This is a genomic window from Thermodesulfobacteriota bacterium (assembly GCA_031082315.1).
Classification (GTDB): domain Bacteria; phylum Desulfobacterota; class QYQD01; order QYQD01; family QYQD01; genus QYQD01.
The window spans coordinates 236,399-256,052 of record JAVHLC010000001.1 but is presented as its reverse complement, the minus strand read 5'-3'; the positions used below and the strand labels follow the sequence as shown (position 1 = coordinate 256,052).

General features: G+C 44.6%; 18 protein-coding genes. All 18 read left to right on the top strand.

Annotated features, from left to right (window positions below; translation table 11 throughout):
- Positions 1-138 precede the first annotated feature (138 nt).
- Entirely contained in the window at positions 139-969 is an 831-nt protein-coding gene (locus RDU59_01155) for a Wzz/FepE/Etk N-terminal domain-containing protein (protein MDQ7837091.1), read from the top strand.
- A 141-nt stretch (positions 970-1,110) separates the two neighbouring features.
- Positions 1,111-3,195: a bi-domain-containing oxidoreductase gene (locus tag RDU59_01150; GenBank protein ID MDQ7837090.1), complete on the top strand. Its 2,085-nt coding sequence runs from the start codon at positions 1,111-1,113 to the stop codon at positions 3,193-3,195.
- 95 nt (positions 3,196-3,290) lie between these two features.
- Positions 3,291-5,015 carry a nucleotide sugar dehydrogenase gene (locus RDU59_01145; GenBank protein MDQ7837089.1) on the top strand — a complete coding sequence of 575 codons (1,725 nt, stop codon included), beginning with the start codon at positions 3,291-3,293 and terminating at the stop codon, positions 5,013-5,015.
- A complete protein-coding gene (locus tag RDU59_01140; protein ID MDQ7837088.1) occupies positions 5,002-5,670 on the top strand; it encodes an HAD family hydrolase in 669 nt (222 codons plus the stop codon). Before RDU59_01145 ends, RDU59_01140 begins: the two co-directional genes overlap by 14 nt.
- Positions 5,671-5,746: 76 nt before the next feature.
- Complete coding sequence (locus RDU59_01135) at positions 5,747-6,853, top strand: DegT/DnrJ/EryC1/StrS family aminotransferase (protein MDQ7837087.1); 1,107 nt, start codon at positions 5,747-5,749, stop codon at positions 6,851-6,853.
- A gap of 65 nt (positions 6,854-6,918) precedes the next feature.
- Positions 6,919-7,104, top strand: a complete 186-nt coding sequence (locus RDU59_01130) for a hypothetical protein (GenBank protein ID MDQ7837086.1) — start codon at positions 6,919-6,921, stop codon at positions 7,102-7,104.
- A gap of 229 nt (positions 7,105-7,333) precedes the next feature.
- Positions 7,334-8,113: a hypothetical protein gene (locus RDU59_01125; GenBank protein MDQ7837085.1), complete on the top strand. Its 780-nt coding sequence runs from the start codon at positions 7,334-7,336 to the stop codon at positions 8,111-8,113.
- Complete coding sequence (locus tag RDU59_01120) at positions 8,110-8,916, top strand: N-acetylneuraminate synthase family protein (protein ID MDQ7837084.1); 807 nt, start codon at positions 8,110-8,112, stop codon at positions 8,914-8,916. The genes RDU59_01125 and RDU59_01120 overlap by 4 nt, the downstream gene beginning before the upstream one ends.
- 8 nt (positions 8,917-8,924) lie before the next feature.
- Positions 8,925-10,073 (top strand): class I SAM-dependent methyltransferase, encoded by a 1,149-nt coding sequence (locus RDU59_01115; protein MDQ7837083.1) that lies wholly within the window; start codon positions 8,925-8,927, stop codon positions 10,071-10,073.
- Positions 10,070-10,813: an acylneuraminate cytidylyltransferase family protein gene (locus RDU59_01110; GenBank protein MDQ7837082.1), complete on the top strand. Its 744-nt coding sequence runs from the start codon at positions 10,070-10,072 to the stop codon at positions 10,811-10,813. Before RDU59_01115 ends, RDU59_01110 begins: the two co-directional genes overlap by 4 nt.
- A gap of 105 nt (positions 10,814-10,918) precedes the next feature.
- Positions 10,919-12,253, top strand: a complete 1,335-nt coding sequence (locus RDU59_01105) for an oligosaccharide flippase family protein (GenBank protein MDQ7837081.1) — start codon at positions 10,919-10,921, stop codon at positions 12,251-12,253.
- A gap of 120 nt (positions 12,254-12,373) precedes the next feature.
- The gene (aepX, locus tag RDU59_01100) at positions 12,374-14,035 is read left to right on the top strand and encodes a phosphoenolpyruvate mutase (protein MDQ7837080.1); all 1,662 of its coding nucleotides are present in this window, start codon (positions 12,374-12,376) and stop codon (positions 14,033-14,035) included.
- A 250-nt stretch (positions 14,036-14,285) separates the two neighbouring features.
- Entirely contained in the window at positions 14,286-14,948 is a 663-nt protein-coding gene (locus RDU59_01095; GenBank protein ID MDQ7837079.1) for a methyltransferase domain-containing protein, read from the top strand.
- Positions 14,949-14,974: 26 nt separating this feature from the next.
- A complete protein-coding gene (locus RDU59_01090) occupies positions 14,975-15,748 on the top strand; it encodes a CDP-alcohol phosphatidyltransferase family protein (GenBank protein ID MDQ7837078.1) in 774 nt (257 codons plus the stop codon).
- Between the two features lie 31 nt (positions 15,749-15,779).
- Positions 15,780-16,505 (top strand): class I SAM-dependent methyltransferase, encoded by a 726-nt coding sequence (locus tag RDU59_01085; GenBank protein MDQ7837077.1) that lies wholly within the window; start codon positions 15,780-15,782, stop codon positions 16,503-16,505.
- A 26-nt stretch (positions 16,506-16,531) separates the two neighbouring features.
- Entirely contained in the window at positions 16,532-17,293 is a 762-nt protein-coding gene (locus RDU59_01080) for a phosphocholine cytidylyltransferase family protein (protein MDQ7837076.1), read from the top strand.
- Positions 17,259-18,395: a 2-aminoethylphosphonate--pyruvate transaminase gene (locus RDU59_01075; protein ID MDQ7837075.1), complete on the top strand. Its 1,137-nt coding sequence runs from the start codon at positions 17,259-17,261 to the stop codon at positions 18,393-18,395. Before RDU59_01080 ends, RDU59_01075 begins: the two co-directional genes overlap by 35 nt.
- A complete protein-coding gene (gene aepY, locus RDU59_01070; protein ID MDQ7837074.1) occupies positions 18,392-19,543 on the top strand; it encodes a phosphonopyruvate decarboxylase in 1,152 nt (383 codons plus the stop codon). The genes RDU59_01075 and aepY overlap by 4 nt, the downstream gene beginning before the upstream one ends.
- The last annotated feature ends 111 nt before the right edge of the window (positions 19,544-19,654 follow it).

The window sequence follows — 19,654 nt, the reverse complement described above, 5'->3', positions numbered from 1 at the left end:
AACAAATACAAACTGGCTTCTGTCTTTGAAATCAAGGAGAGATGCGAAAAGGCGGTTAAAGTAGCAAGGAAATTTCTCGACTGGTGGTTTAATCCCCCTCCAGAACATTCCAGCCCGCCATCTTTTTAAGGAGACTTCATGAATACCAACGAAAGACTTCCCGATATCTGCGAAGACGAAATAGACCTGTGGGCTTATCTTGGAGTTCTGTGGAAAAGAAAAGTGCTTATTTTGTCTATTACCCTCCTCTGCGCTATATCGGCTGCCGTCATAAGCCTTCTGCTCCCCAAGAGTTACCGCTCTGAGCTAATTTTGAGCGTAGGATGTATAGGGAATATGGGCAGTATCGATGATGTGAATAATGTTGCAGCCCAAATTAAAAGCAGGCCTTTTCTGGCCACGGTTATACAGAAAAATGGTCTTAAACCGAAGCATCTAAATATAAATGCCTCTGTAGAGCGAAACACCAACTTAATCAATGTTCAGACCGAGGCTGAATCTCCCGAACAGGCCGTGGCGATTGTAAATGCCGTAGCTAACGAGGTAGTAGAAAGGCATAAAGTAAGGTTTGATGAGGCCATGAGAGTAGCCAGGGACATTGAAGCAGATTTAAACGTCCGGATAGCTGCTTCCGAAGCAGAAATCAGGGTGTTGAGGGAAAACCTGGCGAAAATCCAGAGGAATCCAAAAATTGACGTCCCGGCGGTAATCCTATTTACCGCAAACTTAAACGATAGGGGAAACAACCTGGGTACCTTAAAACAAAGGCTTGGAGAAGTTCGGTTAGCCAACAGCCCACTGCGCTCAGAAAATACCAGGGTTGTAGACCCCGCCATATTGCCCGAAGGGTCTGCCAGACCCAAAACGTTTCGCGTTGTATCATTAGGTACGTTTTCAGGTTTTATGATTGGTGTATTTGGTGCCTTTATACAGGAATCATTTGCCCGTAGAAAAAAAGCTAATGAGTAAAAATCGGAGGCGTGGGCTTGAATCCGCTTGCCGGGCCGAAATCTAACTCCGACAGACTCCCGGCACTTTAATAATGATTTTCGGTGTGGCGGGCAAAACTGTGGACAAATGAAACAGGTATTACTCAAAAAAGGACAGATTTTGGTTAAAGATGTGCCGGCCGCAATGTTGTCTGATGGACGTGTGCTGGTGCGGCTCCTGTACTCGTGCATATCCAGCGGCACCGAGTTGGCTGGAATCAAGAATTCTGCGAAACCGCTTTGGAAACGCGTGGTCGAACAACCCCACAGAGTGATTCATAGCATTAAAGATCGCGGGCTTTCTAATTCGCTTAGTATTGCTCGTAGTACCCTCGAGGCTGAATTCCCGATGGGGTACTCTGCAGCGGGTAGAGTGGTGGGCTCAAAAGGCGCAAAGGGATTCCCGGAAGGGGGCTTGGTTGCGGTTGGTGGCCAGTTTGCCAATCATGCCGAGTTGGTTTGCGTCCCCAAGAACCTTGTGGTTAAGGTGCCGGACAATCTGGCCGCTGACCTTGCATCTACAGTAACGATTGGGGCCATTGCGCTTCAGGGTATACGCAGATTGCAGCCCACATTAGGGGAAACTTTTGTGGTAATAGGGCTTGGAGCCATCGGGCAGATTGTAGGACAACTGCTAAAAGCGAATGGGTGTAAAGCGCTTGGTATTGACACTGATGATGATAGAGTGAACATTGCTGCGTCGTTGGGAATGCGGTGGGCGTTCAATTCGAAACTTTTGGATCCCGTTCAGCATACCTACAGATTGACAATGGGCCATGGCGCAGACGGCGTGGTGATTTGTGCATCTACTCCCTCGGATGAGGTTATATCTACAGCTTTTAATATGTGCAGAAAAAAAGGAAGAGTGGTTTTGATCGGGGATATCGGATTAAATTTAAATCGAAGCGATTTTTACAGTAAGGAACTGGATTTTTTTATCTCAACATCCTACGGGCCAGGAAGATACGATACGGCATATGAGGAAAATGGGATGGATTATCCGATCGGTTACGTTCGATGGACCGAAAACCGCAATATGTCGGCATACCTTGATCTTCTGGCGAACAAGAGTATAGACGTGGCATCTTTGATAAGCGACCGTAAAATAATAGATGAAGCCCCTCAGGCTTATGCCCAATTAAGCTCCGGAGCCATGATGGTGCTTTTGGAATATCCGGAGAAGAAGAACGGCGCGGAATCTCTGGTCATTAAAAATTCAACAGCTGAGGTTGTTAAGAAGTCAAAAATAGGCATATCTTTAATAGGTGCAGGGAATTTTGCCCTATCGAATCATCTCCCGAATATCAAAAGGCTTTCGGATAGATGCATTTTGAGAGGGGTTATGAGCCGTAGCGGGCACAAAGTTCTCACGGTGTCGAAGCGCTATGATGCGGCTTATGCGACAACGGATATTAATGAGATACTTGATGACAGGGAAACCGATGCTGTTATCATATGTACTCGGCATAACCTTCATGCCGAGTACGCGCTGCTTGCCCTCAGGGCAGGCAAACATGTCTTTGTAGAGAAACCCCTGGCGGTAAAGCGTAAGGAGATGGAAGAGATATGCGCTTACTTTAACGCTAAAGAGAATAGCGGCCAAATCCTTATGGCAGGCTTTAACAGGAGATTCGCTCCTTTTATAAGGAGAATAAAAGAAGTAGTTGAAAAGAGGACCAATCCATTAATCATAAATTACCGCATGAACGCCGGATATATTCCATCCGATAGTTGGGTACATGGTCCTGAGGGTGGGGGGCGGAACATCGGCGAGGCGTGTCACATATATGACCTATTTACCTACATTGTAGGTTCTAAATTCACTTCTGTTCAGGCTGCTGCAATCTCTAAAGCCAACGGCTACTACCTTGAAAATGATAATTTTATAGCTACTATCACTTTCGAAGATGGGTCCGTTGCTAACCTGGTATATACGGCCATGGGCTCACGGGACCTGCCTAAGGAACGAATGGAGATATATGTGGACGGAATGATAATTGAACTTAACGATTATAAATCTGTTGATATTCATGGCTCAAAGCTTTCAGGGTTTAAAAAAAAGAATCAGGACAAGGGCTTATTTGACGAGATGCATGTTTTTTGTGACGCCCTTATAAGTGGTGGACACTGGCCTATTGAGTTATGGGAACAGATCCAGGCGACCGAAATAGCTCTCCAGGTGGAAGAAATCATCCAAAGGAGATAACACACCGAAGCCGCTTAGTTTATCATTTAAAAAAGTCAGGAATGTACAGGAAACTGAAGCAAATATAAAAATATAATTAGGATTAAGGGTGACTGATGAATAAAAAGATAGAATCCATAATGATTTCATCTAAATATACGATTCGTGAGACTATGAAGATAATTACCGGAGCTGCATCAAGAGGAGCCCCAACCGGCATTGCGCTAGTGGTTAACAATAACAAGAAACTTTTGGGTATAGTAACCGATGGGGATATAAGACGGGCACTGGTAAACGATGTTGATATCGATTCTGCTGTTGAAAATATTATGATTAACGACCCGATAACAGTGCCAAAAGATCTTTCCGAAACGAAAATGATTGAATTGGTGACGAAGAAAGTGGAAACGAGCGGAAGGATCAGAGATGTAAAGGTTGATCAGGTAATTATAGTGGATAAGGACGGAAGGGTAGATGATGTTTTAAACTTTTTTGAGTTGTGGAAAGGCTCTGATGTAAAAAATAAGACGGTTTGTGTTATCGGTTTGGGTTTTGTGGGTCTTACCTTGTCCATTGTTTTGGCCGATGCCGGATTTAAGGTAATCGGTTATGATATAAATAAAGAGGTCGTTAACCATATAAATACAGGGAGACCTCACTTCTATGAAAAAGGCCTCCCGTCGCTCCTGAAATTTCATGTGGCTAGAGGGAATTTAAGAGCCGACTCTGACCTGACGGAAGGGAAGGCGGATATTTATATTTTAAGTGTCAGCACACCAATAGGTAAGAATCGGAAGCCGAATCTGGATTTGCTTAGAAAAGCGACGAGGAAAGTGGGTAAGGTGTTGAAGAAAAGAGATACTGTGATATTGAGATCTACCGTTCCTGTCGGAACAACCCGTAATTTAGTCCTTCCCATTCTTGAGGAAGCATCGGGATTAAAGGCCGATGAAGATTTTTACCTTTCATTTGCCCCTGAAAGAACAGTAGAGGGTAACGCATTGGAAGAGCTGAGGTCTATTCCTCAGGTTATGGGGGGACTGAATAAGAGAAGTCTGGATGAGTCGGTAAACTTTTTTTCTTACTTCAATAATACGGTTGTAAGGGTGCCCTCATTGGAAGCTGCCGAGATGGTAAAACTGATTAATAATTCATTCAGAGATCTCTCTTTTGGCTTTGCTAATGAATTAGCCCTCATATGTGACCGCTGGGGTCTTGACGCGGTGAATATAGTTAAAGCGGCTAACGAAGGTTATCCGAGGAATCCTATTCCAGTACCAAGCCCGGGAGTTGGGGGAGTATGTTTAAAGAAAGACCCTTACTTGTATGCACACTCGGCAGAAAAGGTCGAACATAAGGCTGAGATCTCATTGATGAGTAGAAAAATTAATGAATATATGCCTATGTTCATTGTTCGGAAGGTGGAGTCCTTCATGAAAAGGTATAAAAATAACGCTAACGACGTAAAGGTGTTTATTATCGGATTTGCCTTCAAAGGGGAACCTGAAACCTCCGATACAAGGGGTTCAACAGCTATAGACCTTGTAAATCTGATTAAGGACAAGACAACATGGCGATTAACCGGCTATGATCCGGTAGTCGGTAAAGAGGTTATAGAAAGTAATGGAGTTGTGGGAGCCAGTCTGAGGGAAGGTTTTAAAGGAGCTGATTGCGTTTTAATAATGAACAACCACCGTTCATATCTGGACATGGATATTCTCGGCCTCACTAATCTCATGAGTAAACCGGCCTTGCTTTTTGATTGCTGGCATTTATTTCCCTGTGCGGAAATAGAAAGAGTAGAAGGTATTGTTTACGAGGGATTAAGTGGCAAGAATTAAGGCTGTAGTATTTGACTGGGACGGGACGATTGTCAATACTATGCCGTTGAAGATAAATAATGCCGCATCAATGTTCGAAGAAATATACAATGCGGATGCAGAAAATGTCTCATTGAGCTACAGGAAATATTCAGGTGTTTCAAGAAAGGAACTTTTCAATCTCATTGCAATAGAAAATATGGGCAGAGAGTTGAGTCTTCTGGAGTTTAACAGGCTCAGTTCAGAATTTACTTTGAGGAATACCACTTCTTATAAGGAAAACAGGGTGTTCGATGAAAAGAATAGGGAACTTCTGCAGTGGCTTGCGGCAAGGGGTTTTGAATTATTCGTTTCGAGCTCGGCGGTAAAGGAAGAGATATGTGAGTTAGCTGTATTTCTTGATATAAAAAAATATTTTAAGGAAATGCTCGGCGCTTCCGGTGATTTCATAAAGGGGAAAGCCCATATGAGCTATATTAAGAATAAATATGGACTCAAGACGGATCAGATCATGTTCGTAGGTGACGAGAAGGCGGATATGAGACTTGTGGGCAGGCTGGGCGTTATTTGTGTGGGTATAGTGAACGGCAACCCGGACAGCGCTTTGGATAGAGAGTTTGCAGATTATGTAATCAGTGATTTGTCTCAATTAAGGGAGATTTTGACCGTTCTTTAACGTTGTTATTGTAGACGGAGGATATCCGCAGCATTAATGGGTATGAAGAATTCATAAGTAATCAAGGAATATTGCCATGAAAATGATTCCGGTTATGGAGCCGTCCTTTGAGGGGAATGAAGAGCGTTACCTCATGGATGCTCTTCAAAGCGGCTGGATATCCTCAAAGGGAAAATATATTGAGCTGTTTGAAAAAGGGTTTGCGGGGTTTTTAGGCGCAAAATACGCAGTAGCGGTCTCAAGCGGTACGACGGCTCTGCACCTGGCGCTTGTCGCCCTTGGAATAGGAGAGGGTGATGAGGTTGTTGTTCCGAACCTCACGTTTGCCGCCAGTGCAAACGCCGTAATTCACGCCGGAGCCACGCCGGTCTTCGTGGATTCGATGGAATCCCATTGGAACATTGATCCGAAGGAAGTGAGAAAAGTCATTTCTCACAGAACGAAGGCTATCATGCCCGTACACCTCCTGGGGTATCCATGTTTAATGGGTGATATCCTCGAAATAGCCGGAGAGTATTCATGTTTTGTAGTTGAAGATTGCGCGGAGGCGCATGGGGCCTCAATAAACGGCAAGAGGGTAGGATCAATAGGCGAGATCGGATGTTTCAGCTTTTACGGGAACAAAATAATAACGATGGGCGAAGGTGGAATATGCGTGACCGATGACCAGCGACTTTATGAAAAGATGAGGATTTTGCGGGATCATGGGATGAACCCTCTAAAAACGTATTGGCACGACATGATAGGATATAATTACCGTCTGACAAATTTGAGCGCTGCCATTGGAGTGGCCCAGCTTGAAAGATTAGATGAGATCCTTGAAAAAAGAAAATCGCTGCGCTTTGTATACTATGAAGAACTTCAGGGAATATCCGGATTGGAATTCCGGTATGAAAGCCCCGGCGAGATTGCCGACTGGCTTTTCCCAGTATTTATAGATGAAAATATACTGGATATTAGCCGTGATGAGCTGATAGTGGAACTGAAAAAGAGAAATATTGATACGCGTCCGCTTTTCTACCCGTTGCACAAAATGCCTCCTTACAGGAATTTTCCCAGAGGCGGTGGAATGCCGAATTCGGAGCTTTTCGCCCGATCCGGTATTCTATTGCCCTTTTATACAATGCTTGAACCGGAGAAGATACGGTACATAGGAAAAAAGATACGTGAACTATGTGGATAAAATTCATTTCCGTTTCCCCAAGCTGTTCACTAATAATGTCATAAGTAATTACGTATCATGCTGGTTTGTATTACTATGTTTTCATGAAAACACCGGCCATCTCAGATCCGGAAACTATGATACTTGCGCTTCAAGACGAAATTCATCGATCTCAAGAGACGCGCTACGACCATCGGCTCCATGCCGTCCTTCTGGCCGCACAAGGTGTAACCTGCCCTGAATCCGCGCCGACCGCCCGGGTCGCCCTATAGTCCGGCCTTCAATCCTATCGAACGGGTCTGGAAGTTGATACATAGGCGCTGCACTCATAGCGAATATTTTCCATCGCTGAATAGCATCGCTACGGCCATCGAAACCAAATTCGAGGAATGATCTTCCGGCAACAGCGCTCTGAGAAAACTATGCGCAATTAGTTAAGTTGCTATATACAAAAAACAGGAATTAAAGAGGAAAATATTGTTGGGGGAGGAGTCTTCTCCTGTGGACGCCTTGGGAGGACTGTTTATAGGTGAATGGTGGGCTGCAAAGGGGTATCTGGAGAAGATAACGGACAGACACTACCGTTTAGCTATCGCGGAGTTTGGTAAATATTGGGAGATATCATCGTATCTCAATGATCTGGAAAGATGGACCGTATTCAATAAGGATTCAAAACAGGGCTGCAAGGAGTTTATACCTGTTTTTTTTGCAGGCGGCGGGGGGGTTTTGTTCGACCGATACGGTCAGTTCCCTCTAATAAAGCGTTCCGGTAGTGCGCCGACAAACCCTGGTAAATTTACCATCCCGACCGGGCGCTTTGACTCGACGGAAGAGATACTGGAACCCGACCTCATGGTTCGCGAACTCTGGGAAGAAGTAGTGGTTTACAAATGTGATAAGATCGTGCCGGGTTGGCAGCTCTTTAACCCGGAAAAATTTAAGGAGGAATTCGGCAGAGAGTGCCTGGACACCCTCACAATATGCTGGGAAGAAAAAGAGAGCCGGTTTGAAGGATGGGTGAGTATAGGCTCACGGTTTGAGATTAACGCTGTTATCCCCGTATATACGGATGTGGACCTGTCTGAATTCCGGTTTGAGGACGGTGAAAAAGACCATAACGGTCGAAACCTTGGGCGTCAGGTCAAGTTATGTTCCGCGAATGCACAGGATTTCCTTTTCGATGAGAAAAATATGACCGAGCATGCGATGACGGCCTTCCACAACATAAGGTCTATTTTAGGCGGTTGCAAAAGAAGCGGATATATGCTGGAGGAAAAATGAAAGCGGTGATAGTTGCTGAAGCGGCTTCGAACCATAATGGGGATATCGGTATTGCCAGAGAAATGATCCATGCTGCAAAAGAGGCAGGTGCGGACGTGATAAAGTTTCAGTCGTATCTGGGTTCAAATGTGCGGGATAACCATCCGGATAAGGAAAGGTTCATGAGTGTCAACCTTTCAGACGAAGCGCATTTTGAATTGATGGAAGAGTGCAGGAAGGCTGGAATAACATTTTATACGACATGCTTCGACATCGGGCGGATAGATTTTCTGCGGTCCCTCGGCCTGAAAAATATAAAAGTGGCCAGTTATGACATGGTAAGCAGGCAGATGGTCGGCAAACTTGCGGATAATTTCAGTCACCTGATCCTCTCAACCGGCAGTGTTCCGCGGGACGAGATCAAAAAAACGGTAGACATGCTCAAGACCAAAAACGGATGCAGATTCACTCTATTGCACTGCACCACCCTTTACCCCACGCCGCCTGAAAAAGTCAGGCTTATGCGGATGAATTGGCTTAGGACATTAACACCCAATGTGGGATTCAGCGACCATACTCTTGGGGTCGATGTGCCCAAGGCTGCCATTGCGATGGGAGCGGTAATGATCGAAAAACATTTTACACTGGACAAGAAAATGAAGGGCAGAAGCCATCACCTTGCATGTGATCCGGTGGAACTGAGGGAACTAGCGGATTACGCGGTGTTTTTTGAAAAAATCAAAGGGGAAGACCCGGAATCTTTCTCGAAAGAAGAGCTGAATACATACGAGTGTTACCGTGGCCTGCTGGGCGAAGGAATTTGAAGGTATCCATGCAAAATATTATAGTTGATATTTACCATCAAAGGACTGTTGATGAGATTCTCGGCATTGACGGTTTCCATGAAAAGCGTATCAGAGAAATACGCGATGCGCTTCCGGCTGCGGTTGTCAATGTCATTGACCGCGGCGTAGAGTGGGAGAGCCCCGATGGCAATCTTGGCTTTTTACGCGATTCCAGAGGCATATTAAAAGCGGCAGTTGATTTGAGCTACCCCTTTTTCAATCTGAAAACGATTCCTGAAGGGTTGCGGCGGTTCAGAGAAACAGAGGCTACATATCTGGTGACGCACGCGCCATCGGGAGCTGCGGTCCCTGCACTGATTATAACTGAGGGGTTTGATGATTTCGAGCTTGCCAAGCATGACTGCTTCCCCTTTATGATAACCGAGAAAGAGGCGGTGCGTCTTTCTTCTGCGGATGATTTACCCAAATATTATGAGTACTTAGACAAGGAATCTTTCTATTATTCAACCGAAGAACAAATGAAGCAGGCAATAAAGTACAAGGACAACCTCGGCGACTACTGGGGCAAGGATGTAACACACGATCCCATTCTATCCCGGTCGTCGAGAGATGTTCCTCAAAGAATAGAAACCCTGCTTTCGATACCGACGGGCAAGCGGTGTCTTGATGTGGGATGCAGTTGCGGCATTATTACCACAAAGCTGGCGGAAAACGGAAAGATAATAACTGGTGTGGAAATTGTACCACACCTATTCGAGGAAGCTGAACAATTAAGAAATTACCTGCCCGCCGAAATACAAAAGAACATCAGTTTTATTAACTCACCGATAGAAGAATGCGAATTCGAACCCGAATCCTTTGATGCCGTCTACATGACCGAAACCTTTGAACACATTCCCCACTCCATACATAAGAATCTTATAGAAAAGATCCTGGCATTTCTTAAAAGAAATGGAAGCGTGGTCTTTTCGGTTCCAAACCGGTATCCGGCAAAAAAGTATGTGGAAGAGGGAAGACACCGCTGGGACTGGTTCAACCACGTCACTCATTACACTGCTAAAAGCGTGGAGTATTTTTTGAAGACATACTTTAAGAATATTTCTTTCCATCCTATTTACGATGAACCGGTCAAGGAAGGGATTTTTTTGATCTGCAGGGCATGGGAAAAGAAATGAACGTTTTGGGTGTTATCCTTGCGAGGGGCGGGTCTAAGGGCGTGAAAAGAAAGAATATGAAACCGCTTGCGAACGTACCCCTTGTAGCATATACGATTATAGAGGCGCAACGTTCGCGCAGATTAACAAGGCTGATACTCTCTTCAGAAGACAGGGAAATACTTGAATTGTCATCAAGTCTGGAATGTGAAATAATCCTGCGGCCTTCCGAACTCGCATCCGACAGTGCTGCATCGCCGCCATGTCTTATTCATGCGGTTGAGGCGATCGAAAAATGTAGCGGTTTTAAAACGGATGTAGTGGTACTACTGCAACCGACAACGCCGTTCAGGACGTATAAGACAATAGATGCATGCATAGAGCTTCTTCTTGAAAAGGGCGTTGATTCCGTTGTCTCGGTGATGAAAGCCCCTCATTATGTAAATCCCCATTGGGTAAGGAAGATTGAGGACGGGTTTTTAAGGCCATACCTGAATGTTAAGGATTTTACGCGGAGACAGGACTTGCCGGAGGTATATTGGCGGAACGGTCAGGTCTATGCTGTAAGAAAAGAGGTCCTGTTTAAAACAGGGGATCTGTATGGCGAAAAGTGCCTCCCTTTCATAATGGATGAAGATTTCCAGATTAATATAGACCATCCTGTCGATTTCAGATTTGCAGAATATCTTCTGGAAAAAGGGGAAATTGATTTTGACGCCGGATATATACAAAAGAAATATAAGGAAAGGACAGCAGGGTAATCCCGGCCTCCGGCAAGGGACATTAAGGTACTTTGCCATTGGCGATTGCCCCCGGCGTATCAGGCCTGGCTCTATAGAGCCGCTTCGCAAGATATCTAAAAACTGATGACTTCCGCAAATAAATACGTTTCCATCGTTTCTAACAGGATATTTGTACTTCTGATAGGGATGCTGGCAAATATCATGCTTGCAAGGCTTTTGGGGCCTACCAAGCTCGGAATCATAGCCATTATTATGCTCATTCCGCAATTCTTTGAGACGTTCGGACGCTTAGGCATGGGGGTAGCCTCGGTCTATAAGATATCAAAGAAGGAGATGGATATAAGGGATGCCGCCGCTGTCTTATTGATTGCATCATTTATAATCGGAAGCATCCCGACACTGCTATTTTATGCGTATAGTGACCTTTTTATAACCACTTTTATAAAAGAGCATGGGGTGGCCACCTGGTATTTTCTTGCCATACTTGTGACCCTCCCCCCGCGTTTCATAATTAATTACTTTACCTATATTTTTGTAGCAAAAGAAGATATTCATACAATAAACAGAATAAGGTTTATTAACGGTGTTCTTCCGGGCATTACAGGAATTATCTTATTCTTGACCACTTCTCTGGACATAGGAGCGGTCATTTTAGGGCACTCTTTAATAAATATATTTGCAGCCTTATACACATTATGGAAATTCAGGCTTACAACGGGAAGATTTCCCTCTGTATCATCAAAGGTTGTTCATTTCCGCTCTCTTCTGAGCTATGGGTGTAAAGTATATCTCAGAAATGTTATCAGCTCCCTTCACTACAGAATAGACTTGTGGATAATTGCTTATTTTTTAACTCCGCCTCAGGTTGCCTTTTACAGTCTGGCAGCAGGTTTTGGTCAGAAGATATGGTTACTGAATGCAACTGATATCCTGGTCCTGCCAAGGGTCGCCTCAGGAGAAGACAAATATGGGAAAGGCCTAACAGCTACAGCTTTTCGTAATACACTTTGGCTTATGGCGGTGGTAGGATTGTTTGTCTACTTTTTGGCTCCAGTCGCCGTGGAAATTTTCTACGGGAAGGATTTTCTGCCCTTGCTTTCTTCGCTTAAGATTCTTTTACCCGGGATCGTGGCAATGGGGGCAGGCATATCATTGAACCACTATTTTATTGGCAAGGCCAGGGTAGGGATGATCAATTACATTTACGCATCAAGTGTTGTCCTGAATGTTGCTCTTAACCTGCTACTGATTCCCCGTTTGGGGATCCGGGGGGCGGCCATATCTTCAACAATAACATACACCGCTTCTACACTTATTTTGGCTTTAATCTTTGCGAAAGAATCTGATATAAATCTTAAAAAACTGGTGTTACTTGATGGGTCTGATTATCTGCATTACAAAAGATTTTTCTCTGACGTAAGTAAGAAGTTCAGGATCAAGGAGAGCTTGCAATTATAACAAAAGCGTTGGTTGCCAGACTGACCGTTACGGTAATTCTGAAATGTAACACTACCTTAGAGATCAGTAAAGAAATCTGATTTTAATAAAACCATAGAACTTTATAGAGAAACACAAGATATGAAAAAAACAAAACTTTTACGCGATCTGATATTACAAAAAAGAATTGTCCGCCTTATCGGGGCGCATGATGGATTGACCGCCAAGCTCGGTGAAAACCAGGGCTTTGATGGGATATGGGCATCGGGACTGGAAATTTCTACCTCATATTGTGTGCCGGATGCAAACATATTGACAATGAGTCAATACCTGGAGAGGACCTGCGAGATAAATGATGCAGTTGCCATACCTGTTATGGCGGACTGTGATACGGGATATGGAAATTCCAACAATGTTATCTATATGGTTAAGAAATATGAGGCGGCAGGTATCGCTGCAATATGTATAGAGGATAAGAAATTTCCGAAAACAAACAGTTTTATCCCAGGAAAGCAGGAACTCGCGTCTGTTGCGGAATTTGTTGGAAAAATAATGGCTGCCAAGAGTGCGCAGACAGACCCGGACTTTATGGTAGTTGCCAGGGTGGAGGCATTAATAGCAGGCTACGGAATGGACGAGGCGCTCATGAGGGCAAAGGCATACCATGAAGCAGGCGCGGATGCAATATTGATACATTCCAAGAAAAAAACGCCGGATGAGGTATTAGAATTCGCACGCCGCTGGGGAAATCGGTTGCCGCTGGTAGTTGTTCCGACATCCTATTATGAAGTAAGCGCCGAAGAGCTTGCAGATTCCGGGATAAGTGTCGTGGTCTATGCAAACCATGGCATAAGGGCCTCCGTGAAGGCAATCGAGTCCATATATGGCGAGATTCTGAGAACGGGTTCTACAAAGAGCGTTGAGGGAAAGATTACTACAATGAAGTACATATTCGAGCTTCAAGGCATGCCGAAAATGAAGGAGGATGAAAAACAGTTTCTCCATGGTGACAGGGAAAAGACAATTGCGGTTATAGCGGCGGCGGGAGATCATCTGGAAGAACATTCCATGAACAAGATTGCTTCCGAAATACCGATCTCCATGCTCGACATAAATGGCAAGCCGCTTTTACAAAGGCAGGCTGAAACACTGCACAAATCAGAAATCTCCGAGATATTTGTGGTAACCGGTTACAAAAGAGAACTAATAGATGTGGATGGCGTAAGGCTTCTTGAGAACACAGACTATAAAAATACGGGCATTCTTCATTCCGTCATGCAGGCAGGAAAACACATGGACTCAAAAGCGGTAATTTCCTACGGCGACATCTACTTTGAGAACGTGATACTGGAACTCCTTTTAAAAAGCCCGGAGGATATTACAATTCTTGCGGATTCCGGCTACGACTCCAAGGATTATGCACAAGACAAGCTTCTGGATCTTGTAATCACCGATAGCGCACCGGTAAAGGCTAAACGTAAATTACACGAAGCCTCCGTAAAAAGGGTGAAGCAAATAGGCATGAAGATTGACAGGGATCAGGCACATTTTGAATTTCCCGGTCTGCTGGTGCTTTCAAAAAAGGGAGCCAAAATATTCAGGGGAATTTACGATGTCTCTGCTAAAAAATATGCGGGAAAACCTTTCCATGAGGCCCCTGTATTTGAGAGGGCAGGCCTGGCGGACCTGCTGCAGGAGATTATTGACCTGGGCCATCCTGTGGCGTGTATTGAAGTGAATTCCGGGTGGATGGAACTACACTCATTTGAAAACTACAAGCTTGCATGTTTGCTGATTAAATAGATAAATGGCTGTGTCTGAATTCAATGCGTTTTTAAATGGCGAAAAGCCGGCGGGTAAATTAATCCGTGAACTGGGATTTTTGAAATTCCTTTTATGCTTGCTTCAGGCAGATAAGGAAGTTTTATTGCGAAGAATTCATAGGGCAATTAACAATAGATACACTCTTTTTATGAAAAGACACCGCAACAAGATACTGATACCCCTTCTAAGGACAAGAGATTCCTTGGACGTATCTTTGTTTAAGCGGAAAATGATTCCGTTGCACCAAAAACTCAAAGGGCATCTGGAGTCTCAAGGAAGGGGTTGGGGAAGTCACATTTATGCCGGAGGGTATTACTATCAGGGATGGAGTGATATAGGCATCCGGGGATTCCGGGAAACGAATAAGCGGCTAAAAGAGTACGAAATAGATAACTACCTGTCGCCGGGGAAATATGCCCTGGACATAGGATGTAACAGCGGTTTTTTAGCGCTGAAAATCGCTCTGAAGGTAAGGCATGTGGATGCCGTGGATTTTAACCCGTTTATTGTGAATATGGGAAGGGAAGTGCAGAGGGTTCTTGGCATTAAAAATGTAAATTTTGTAATCGATGATTTCAGCAAAATGAAGCTTGATAAAAAATACGATTTAGTTTTTTCGCTCGCCAACCATCAGACCGGGGATAAGAACCTGAATCTTTCCTTTATAGAGCACATGGAAAGGATTCATGGAATATTAAAGGAAGACGGGTATCTCATGTTTGAAAGCCATACACCCGAATCAAAAGATCCTAATTTTATTAGAATGATTGAGTCAATCACGCACCTCTTTCGCATTGAAAAGAAAAAAAGGATTCCCCAGTACAAACTAAATTATATTGGGGATAGATTGTTTTATGTCTTGGCGAAAAAACCGGTTTCTAAACAGATATGATAGAATACAAAATACTGCGATAACTTATGGCGTCATATACAATTGAAGATATCAAAAGATGCCGAAGGGGAAATTATAACTACATCGGCGGACTTATCTTAGTTGATTTCCTGGCCGTAAGGATTGCATGGTTTGTGGTTAATTACACAAGATTAACCCCCAACAAAATAACTTTAATACATTTCATTCTTAAATTGTGCGCCTCGCTCTTTTTCTATTTTGGGCTAAGGAATTACCTGATTCTTGGCGCCCTTGCCTACCTTATAAGCATTACGCTTGATGATGTGGATGGAAAGGTTGCGCGTGTCAGGGGAGAAGAATCTCCGATGGGAAAATATTATGATTATCTTGCTGATGCTGCGGGTGATTTCTTGTGCCTTGCGGCCTTGATTTACAGCCAGTATGTGATTGTTAATCGTGAATTATGGCTGGTTGTAGGGATGTTGCTTCCCTTTTTATACCTGTTTGTAAGCTACGAGAGCATATTATTTAGAGAGGCTATGGTTAACAGTAATAAAGAGGTCGCAGTGGATAAATCAGCTCGGGGTGAGAAACTTGTGGGCTTTCTCGAGATATTCGCCGGTAAATTCAAGGCGATTACAAATAAGTATAAAGTCTCATACCTTACTTTGGACATGGCAGATATCGCGATACTGTTTTTTGTTGTAGGTCCTTTTTTCGGACTGGTAAATATTTTTCTGCTTATAGGAACATTTTTTATTTTGGAGAAACTATTAGTAGAAAAAATCGTATTTATCCTCAGAAACAAAAAGGCATTTTTGCCCGGCACGGTTATATAAAATCAGGAATTCTGTAAAAGGATAAGGAGAGATGAAAAGGGAAAAAAGGTTTGAAAGCTGGAAAAACGTCTGGGAAAGAAAGGGGCGGGAAGCTAAAGGCATCACCCTTTCCGAGCTGATCACTGCTGACGGCTTTGATGGTGGGGCAGGAAAGATGGATGAGAAGATGTGGACGGAACGAGTTGAGAATATTAAGGCCAGCTTGAAACTCTATGAAGCCGATTCACTGCTTGAAGTTGGCTGTGGTTCCGGCGCAATGCTGTTGCCTCTTTCTGCCATGAACCTGAATCTGGCGGGAATAGATTACTCCGCTCCGCTTGTCAGCATTGCCCAAAAAGCCGTACCGGATGCCGAGATAAAAGTTTCAGAAGCCTCTTCAATACCATTTCCCGACGGCTCTTTTTCAAGGGTATTATCGCACGGGGTTTTTCACTACTTTCCTCACGAAGATTACGCAAAGGAAGTTATGGCAGAGATGCTGCGTGTTCTTAAAAAGGGAGGAGGGCTTCTGATATCCGATGTGCCGGACATGGAAAAAAAAGAAGAGAGCGAGGGAAGGCGCAAGTCCCTGGCGGAGAGCGATGGGAAGAACTACCGGACAGGATCTGAAGGGGATTTTAGCCATCTCTATTTCACGAAGGGATTTTTTACGGATTTCTTCAAATCGTATGGTTTGAGGGCCGCGATCCTTGAATGGCCAGAGGAAAAATACGGCAACGCCAGGTTCAGATTCCATGTATCAGTTTGGGTTAGATAGAATTTTACGAAGGTTATAGGCGGGATATGAAAGCAATTATTCTGGCTGCCGGTGTAGGAAAGCGGTTAGGGCAATATACAAACGAGCCTAAATGTCTTTTACAAATCGATGGAGAGACCTTGCTTAGACGCTATATGAGGGTTCTTGATGCCTTTAATGTAAGGGATATAATTCTCGTGGCGGGATATAAGCATGAAAAATTGGAAACGGAGGTTAAAGAGTCAGGTTTTGGGGATAGGGTCAAGATAGTGGTAAATCCTGATTTTGAGGAAGGAAGCATACTCTCCCTTTGGCACGCAAGAAAAGAGCTAAACGATGATGTGTTGATAATGGATGCCGATGTGTATTTTGTGGAGGAGATATTAGACATGATATTTTCTTCACCTAAGAAGGATTTCTTTCTGCTTGATACCACTTCAATAAACGATGGCGAAGCGGTGATGGTAGGTTTTGACGGAGACAGGGCGGTGGCACAGGCAAGGGGTCTAAAAGGAAATTTTACCGTCCTAGGCGAAATGGTCGGATTCACCCGGCTCTCTGCAGCAGTTGCCGACAAAATGTCTTCCCTTTTGGAACGGAAAGTGGAAGAGGGAGAAAGGAATATCGGTTATGAATTCTTGTTTTCAGAGATGTTTGATGTGTGCCCGATATCATATGTAGCAGTTGATGGTCTTAAGTGGGTAGAGATAGATTTTCCCGAAGATGTACTAACGGCGCAAGGCCTTGCCGCAGAAAAAAAAGGAGCATCATCCCATGGGGTTAAACATAAAACGGAACATACTTCTTAATCCCGGACCTGCCACTACCACAGACAGCGTGAAGCTGTCATTGGTTGTGCCGGATATCTGCCCCCGCGAAAAAGATTTTTCCATAATTATGGAGGAAGTTCGGCGTGGCCTTTTGGAAGTTGTAGGCGCTGACGAAAGATACGCTTGCGTGCTTTTCTCGGGCTCGGGTACTGCCGTCATGGACGCGACGATCAACTCCACAATAAAACCGGGGAAGAGAGTATTGATTATCAACAACGGAGCATACGGCGAGCGGATGGTGAAAATAGCCGAAGCGTATGGCATAGGTTTTCTTGAGCTGTCTTTCAGGTGGACTGACCCGCCGGACCTGCTTTTGCTGGAAAAAGTATTGATTGAAAACAAAGATGTTACGCACGTAGCGATGGTTCACCATGAGACCTCTACCGGGATGCTCAACCCGCTGGAAGACGTCTGCGCTATCGCAAAAAGGCTGGGACGCGAGGTTATCATTGACGCCATAAGCTCTTATGCAGGGATCCCGATTGATGTCAAAAGGCATGAAATTGACTACATAATGTCAACATCAAACAAGTGTATTCAAGGAATGGCGGGCCTTTCTTTCGTGATCGCCAGAAAAGAACCGCTGGATAAACTCTCAGAGATACCGCCGCGTTCTTTTTACCTGAATCTTTACCGGCAGTACCGCTACTGGGAAGAAAAAAGAGAGATGACCTTTACACCCCCCGTACAGTTGGTATATGCACTCAGACAGGCATTAAAAGAGTATTTCGAAGAAGGGGGGGGAATTTTTCGCCATAGACGATATTCGGAAAACTGGCATACCCTTACAGACGGCTTGCGTAAGTTAGGCTTCAGGTTTTTGTTGCCTGAAGGCCTGCAGTCGCGGATACTGACCACTGTCTATTTCCCTGCAAGCCCTTATTTTAGTTTTGAAAAACTCCACGATATGCTCTATCAACGTGGCTTTACGATTTATCCCGGGAAAATAAGCAAAATGGATACATTCAGAATTGCAAACATGGGCGCAATAGATAAAGGTGATGTGATTAATTTTTTGAATGCACTTGAGGAGACTCTTGGACAGATGGGGATAACGATGCCTATGGAGGCCTTACATTGATTAGGGCTGGTAATTTTTTAGAACTCCTTAATTCAAAAGGGCAAAATCCGTTTATTGGTGTTCCCTGCTCCTTTATAAAACCGTTGATCAATTATGCTATTAAATCGGAAAAGTTGGAATATCTCCCGGTAAACAATGAGGGAGAAGCGGTTGCCGTGGCAACCGGCGCCTATCTTGCCGGAAAGCGCCCGGTTGTAATGATGCAGAACTCCGGGCTGGGGAATTGTGTGAGCCCGTTAACCTCTCTGAATTACGTTTATCGGATTCCTATTTTGATGATTATAACCCTGCGTGGAGAAACCGGGATAAAGGATGAACCACAACATGAGCTAATGGGAAAAATAACGGTTGATATGCTGGACATAATGAAAGTGAAAAACGATTTCTTTCCAGACAAGGAAGAAAACATTGAAAAGGGCATAGATGCCGCGCTGGATACAATGGAAAAAAGCGGTCTCCCCTACTCTTTCATAATGCGTAAGGACTCGGTTGAAAAAGTAGAGACTGCAAAAAATGAGGGCAAGCGCCTTTACAGGGGGAAACTGATCCCGTGTGCTAAAAGAGGTGATCTCAGATTGCGCCGTGCGGGAGCGATTGAGATAATCACGGGGCTTCTGGGGATGCAGACCATGGTTGTTTCTACCACGGGAAAGATATCAAGAGAGCTATTTGCGATGCATGACCTCCCTAACCAGATGTACATTGTGGGCTCAATGGGATGCGCGTCCAGCATCGGACTCGGGCTTGCCATGTATCAGCCGGGAAAAAGAGTCGCCGTTCTTGACGGTGATGGAGCGGCGCTTATGCGCCTGGAGTCGTGGGTTTCAATAGGTCATTTTGCTCCCTCCAATTACATTCACTTCTTGCTGGATAATGAGGCATACGAATCTACCGGTGGCCAGCAGACCTTGTCCGGCTCCGTAAATTTTCCTGAAATAGCGATAGCATGCGGTTTTGCATCGGCGGTAACAGTTTATGAGAGAGAGGAACTGGAGAAAGAGATCAAAAGGGCGTGCGCGTCACCCGGGCCTCACATCGTCCATGTGAAAGTCAAAAGCGGAGCGGCTTCCGACCTTGGCAGACCAAACCTGAGCCCTGTGCAAGTGAAAGAAAGGTTCATGGATTTCGTGCGAGGAAATAAGGGGTGAGCGGAATGAGATGTGCGGACAACAGGTTTGACTGTCGCGTAAAGGCGCAGACCATTGACACAAAAGGGCGACGGTGATGTCCGGGCAGAAAACTATATTTCTTTCGTTACC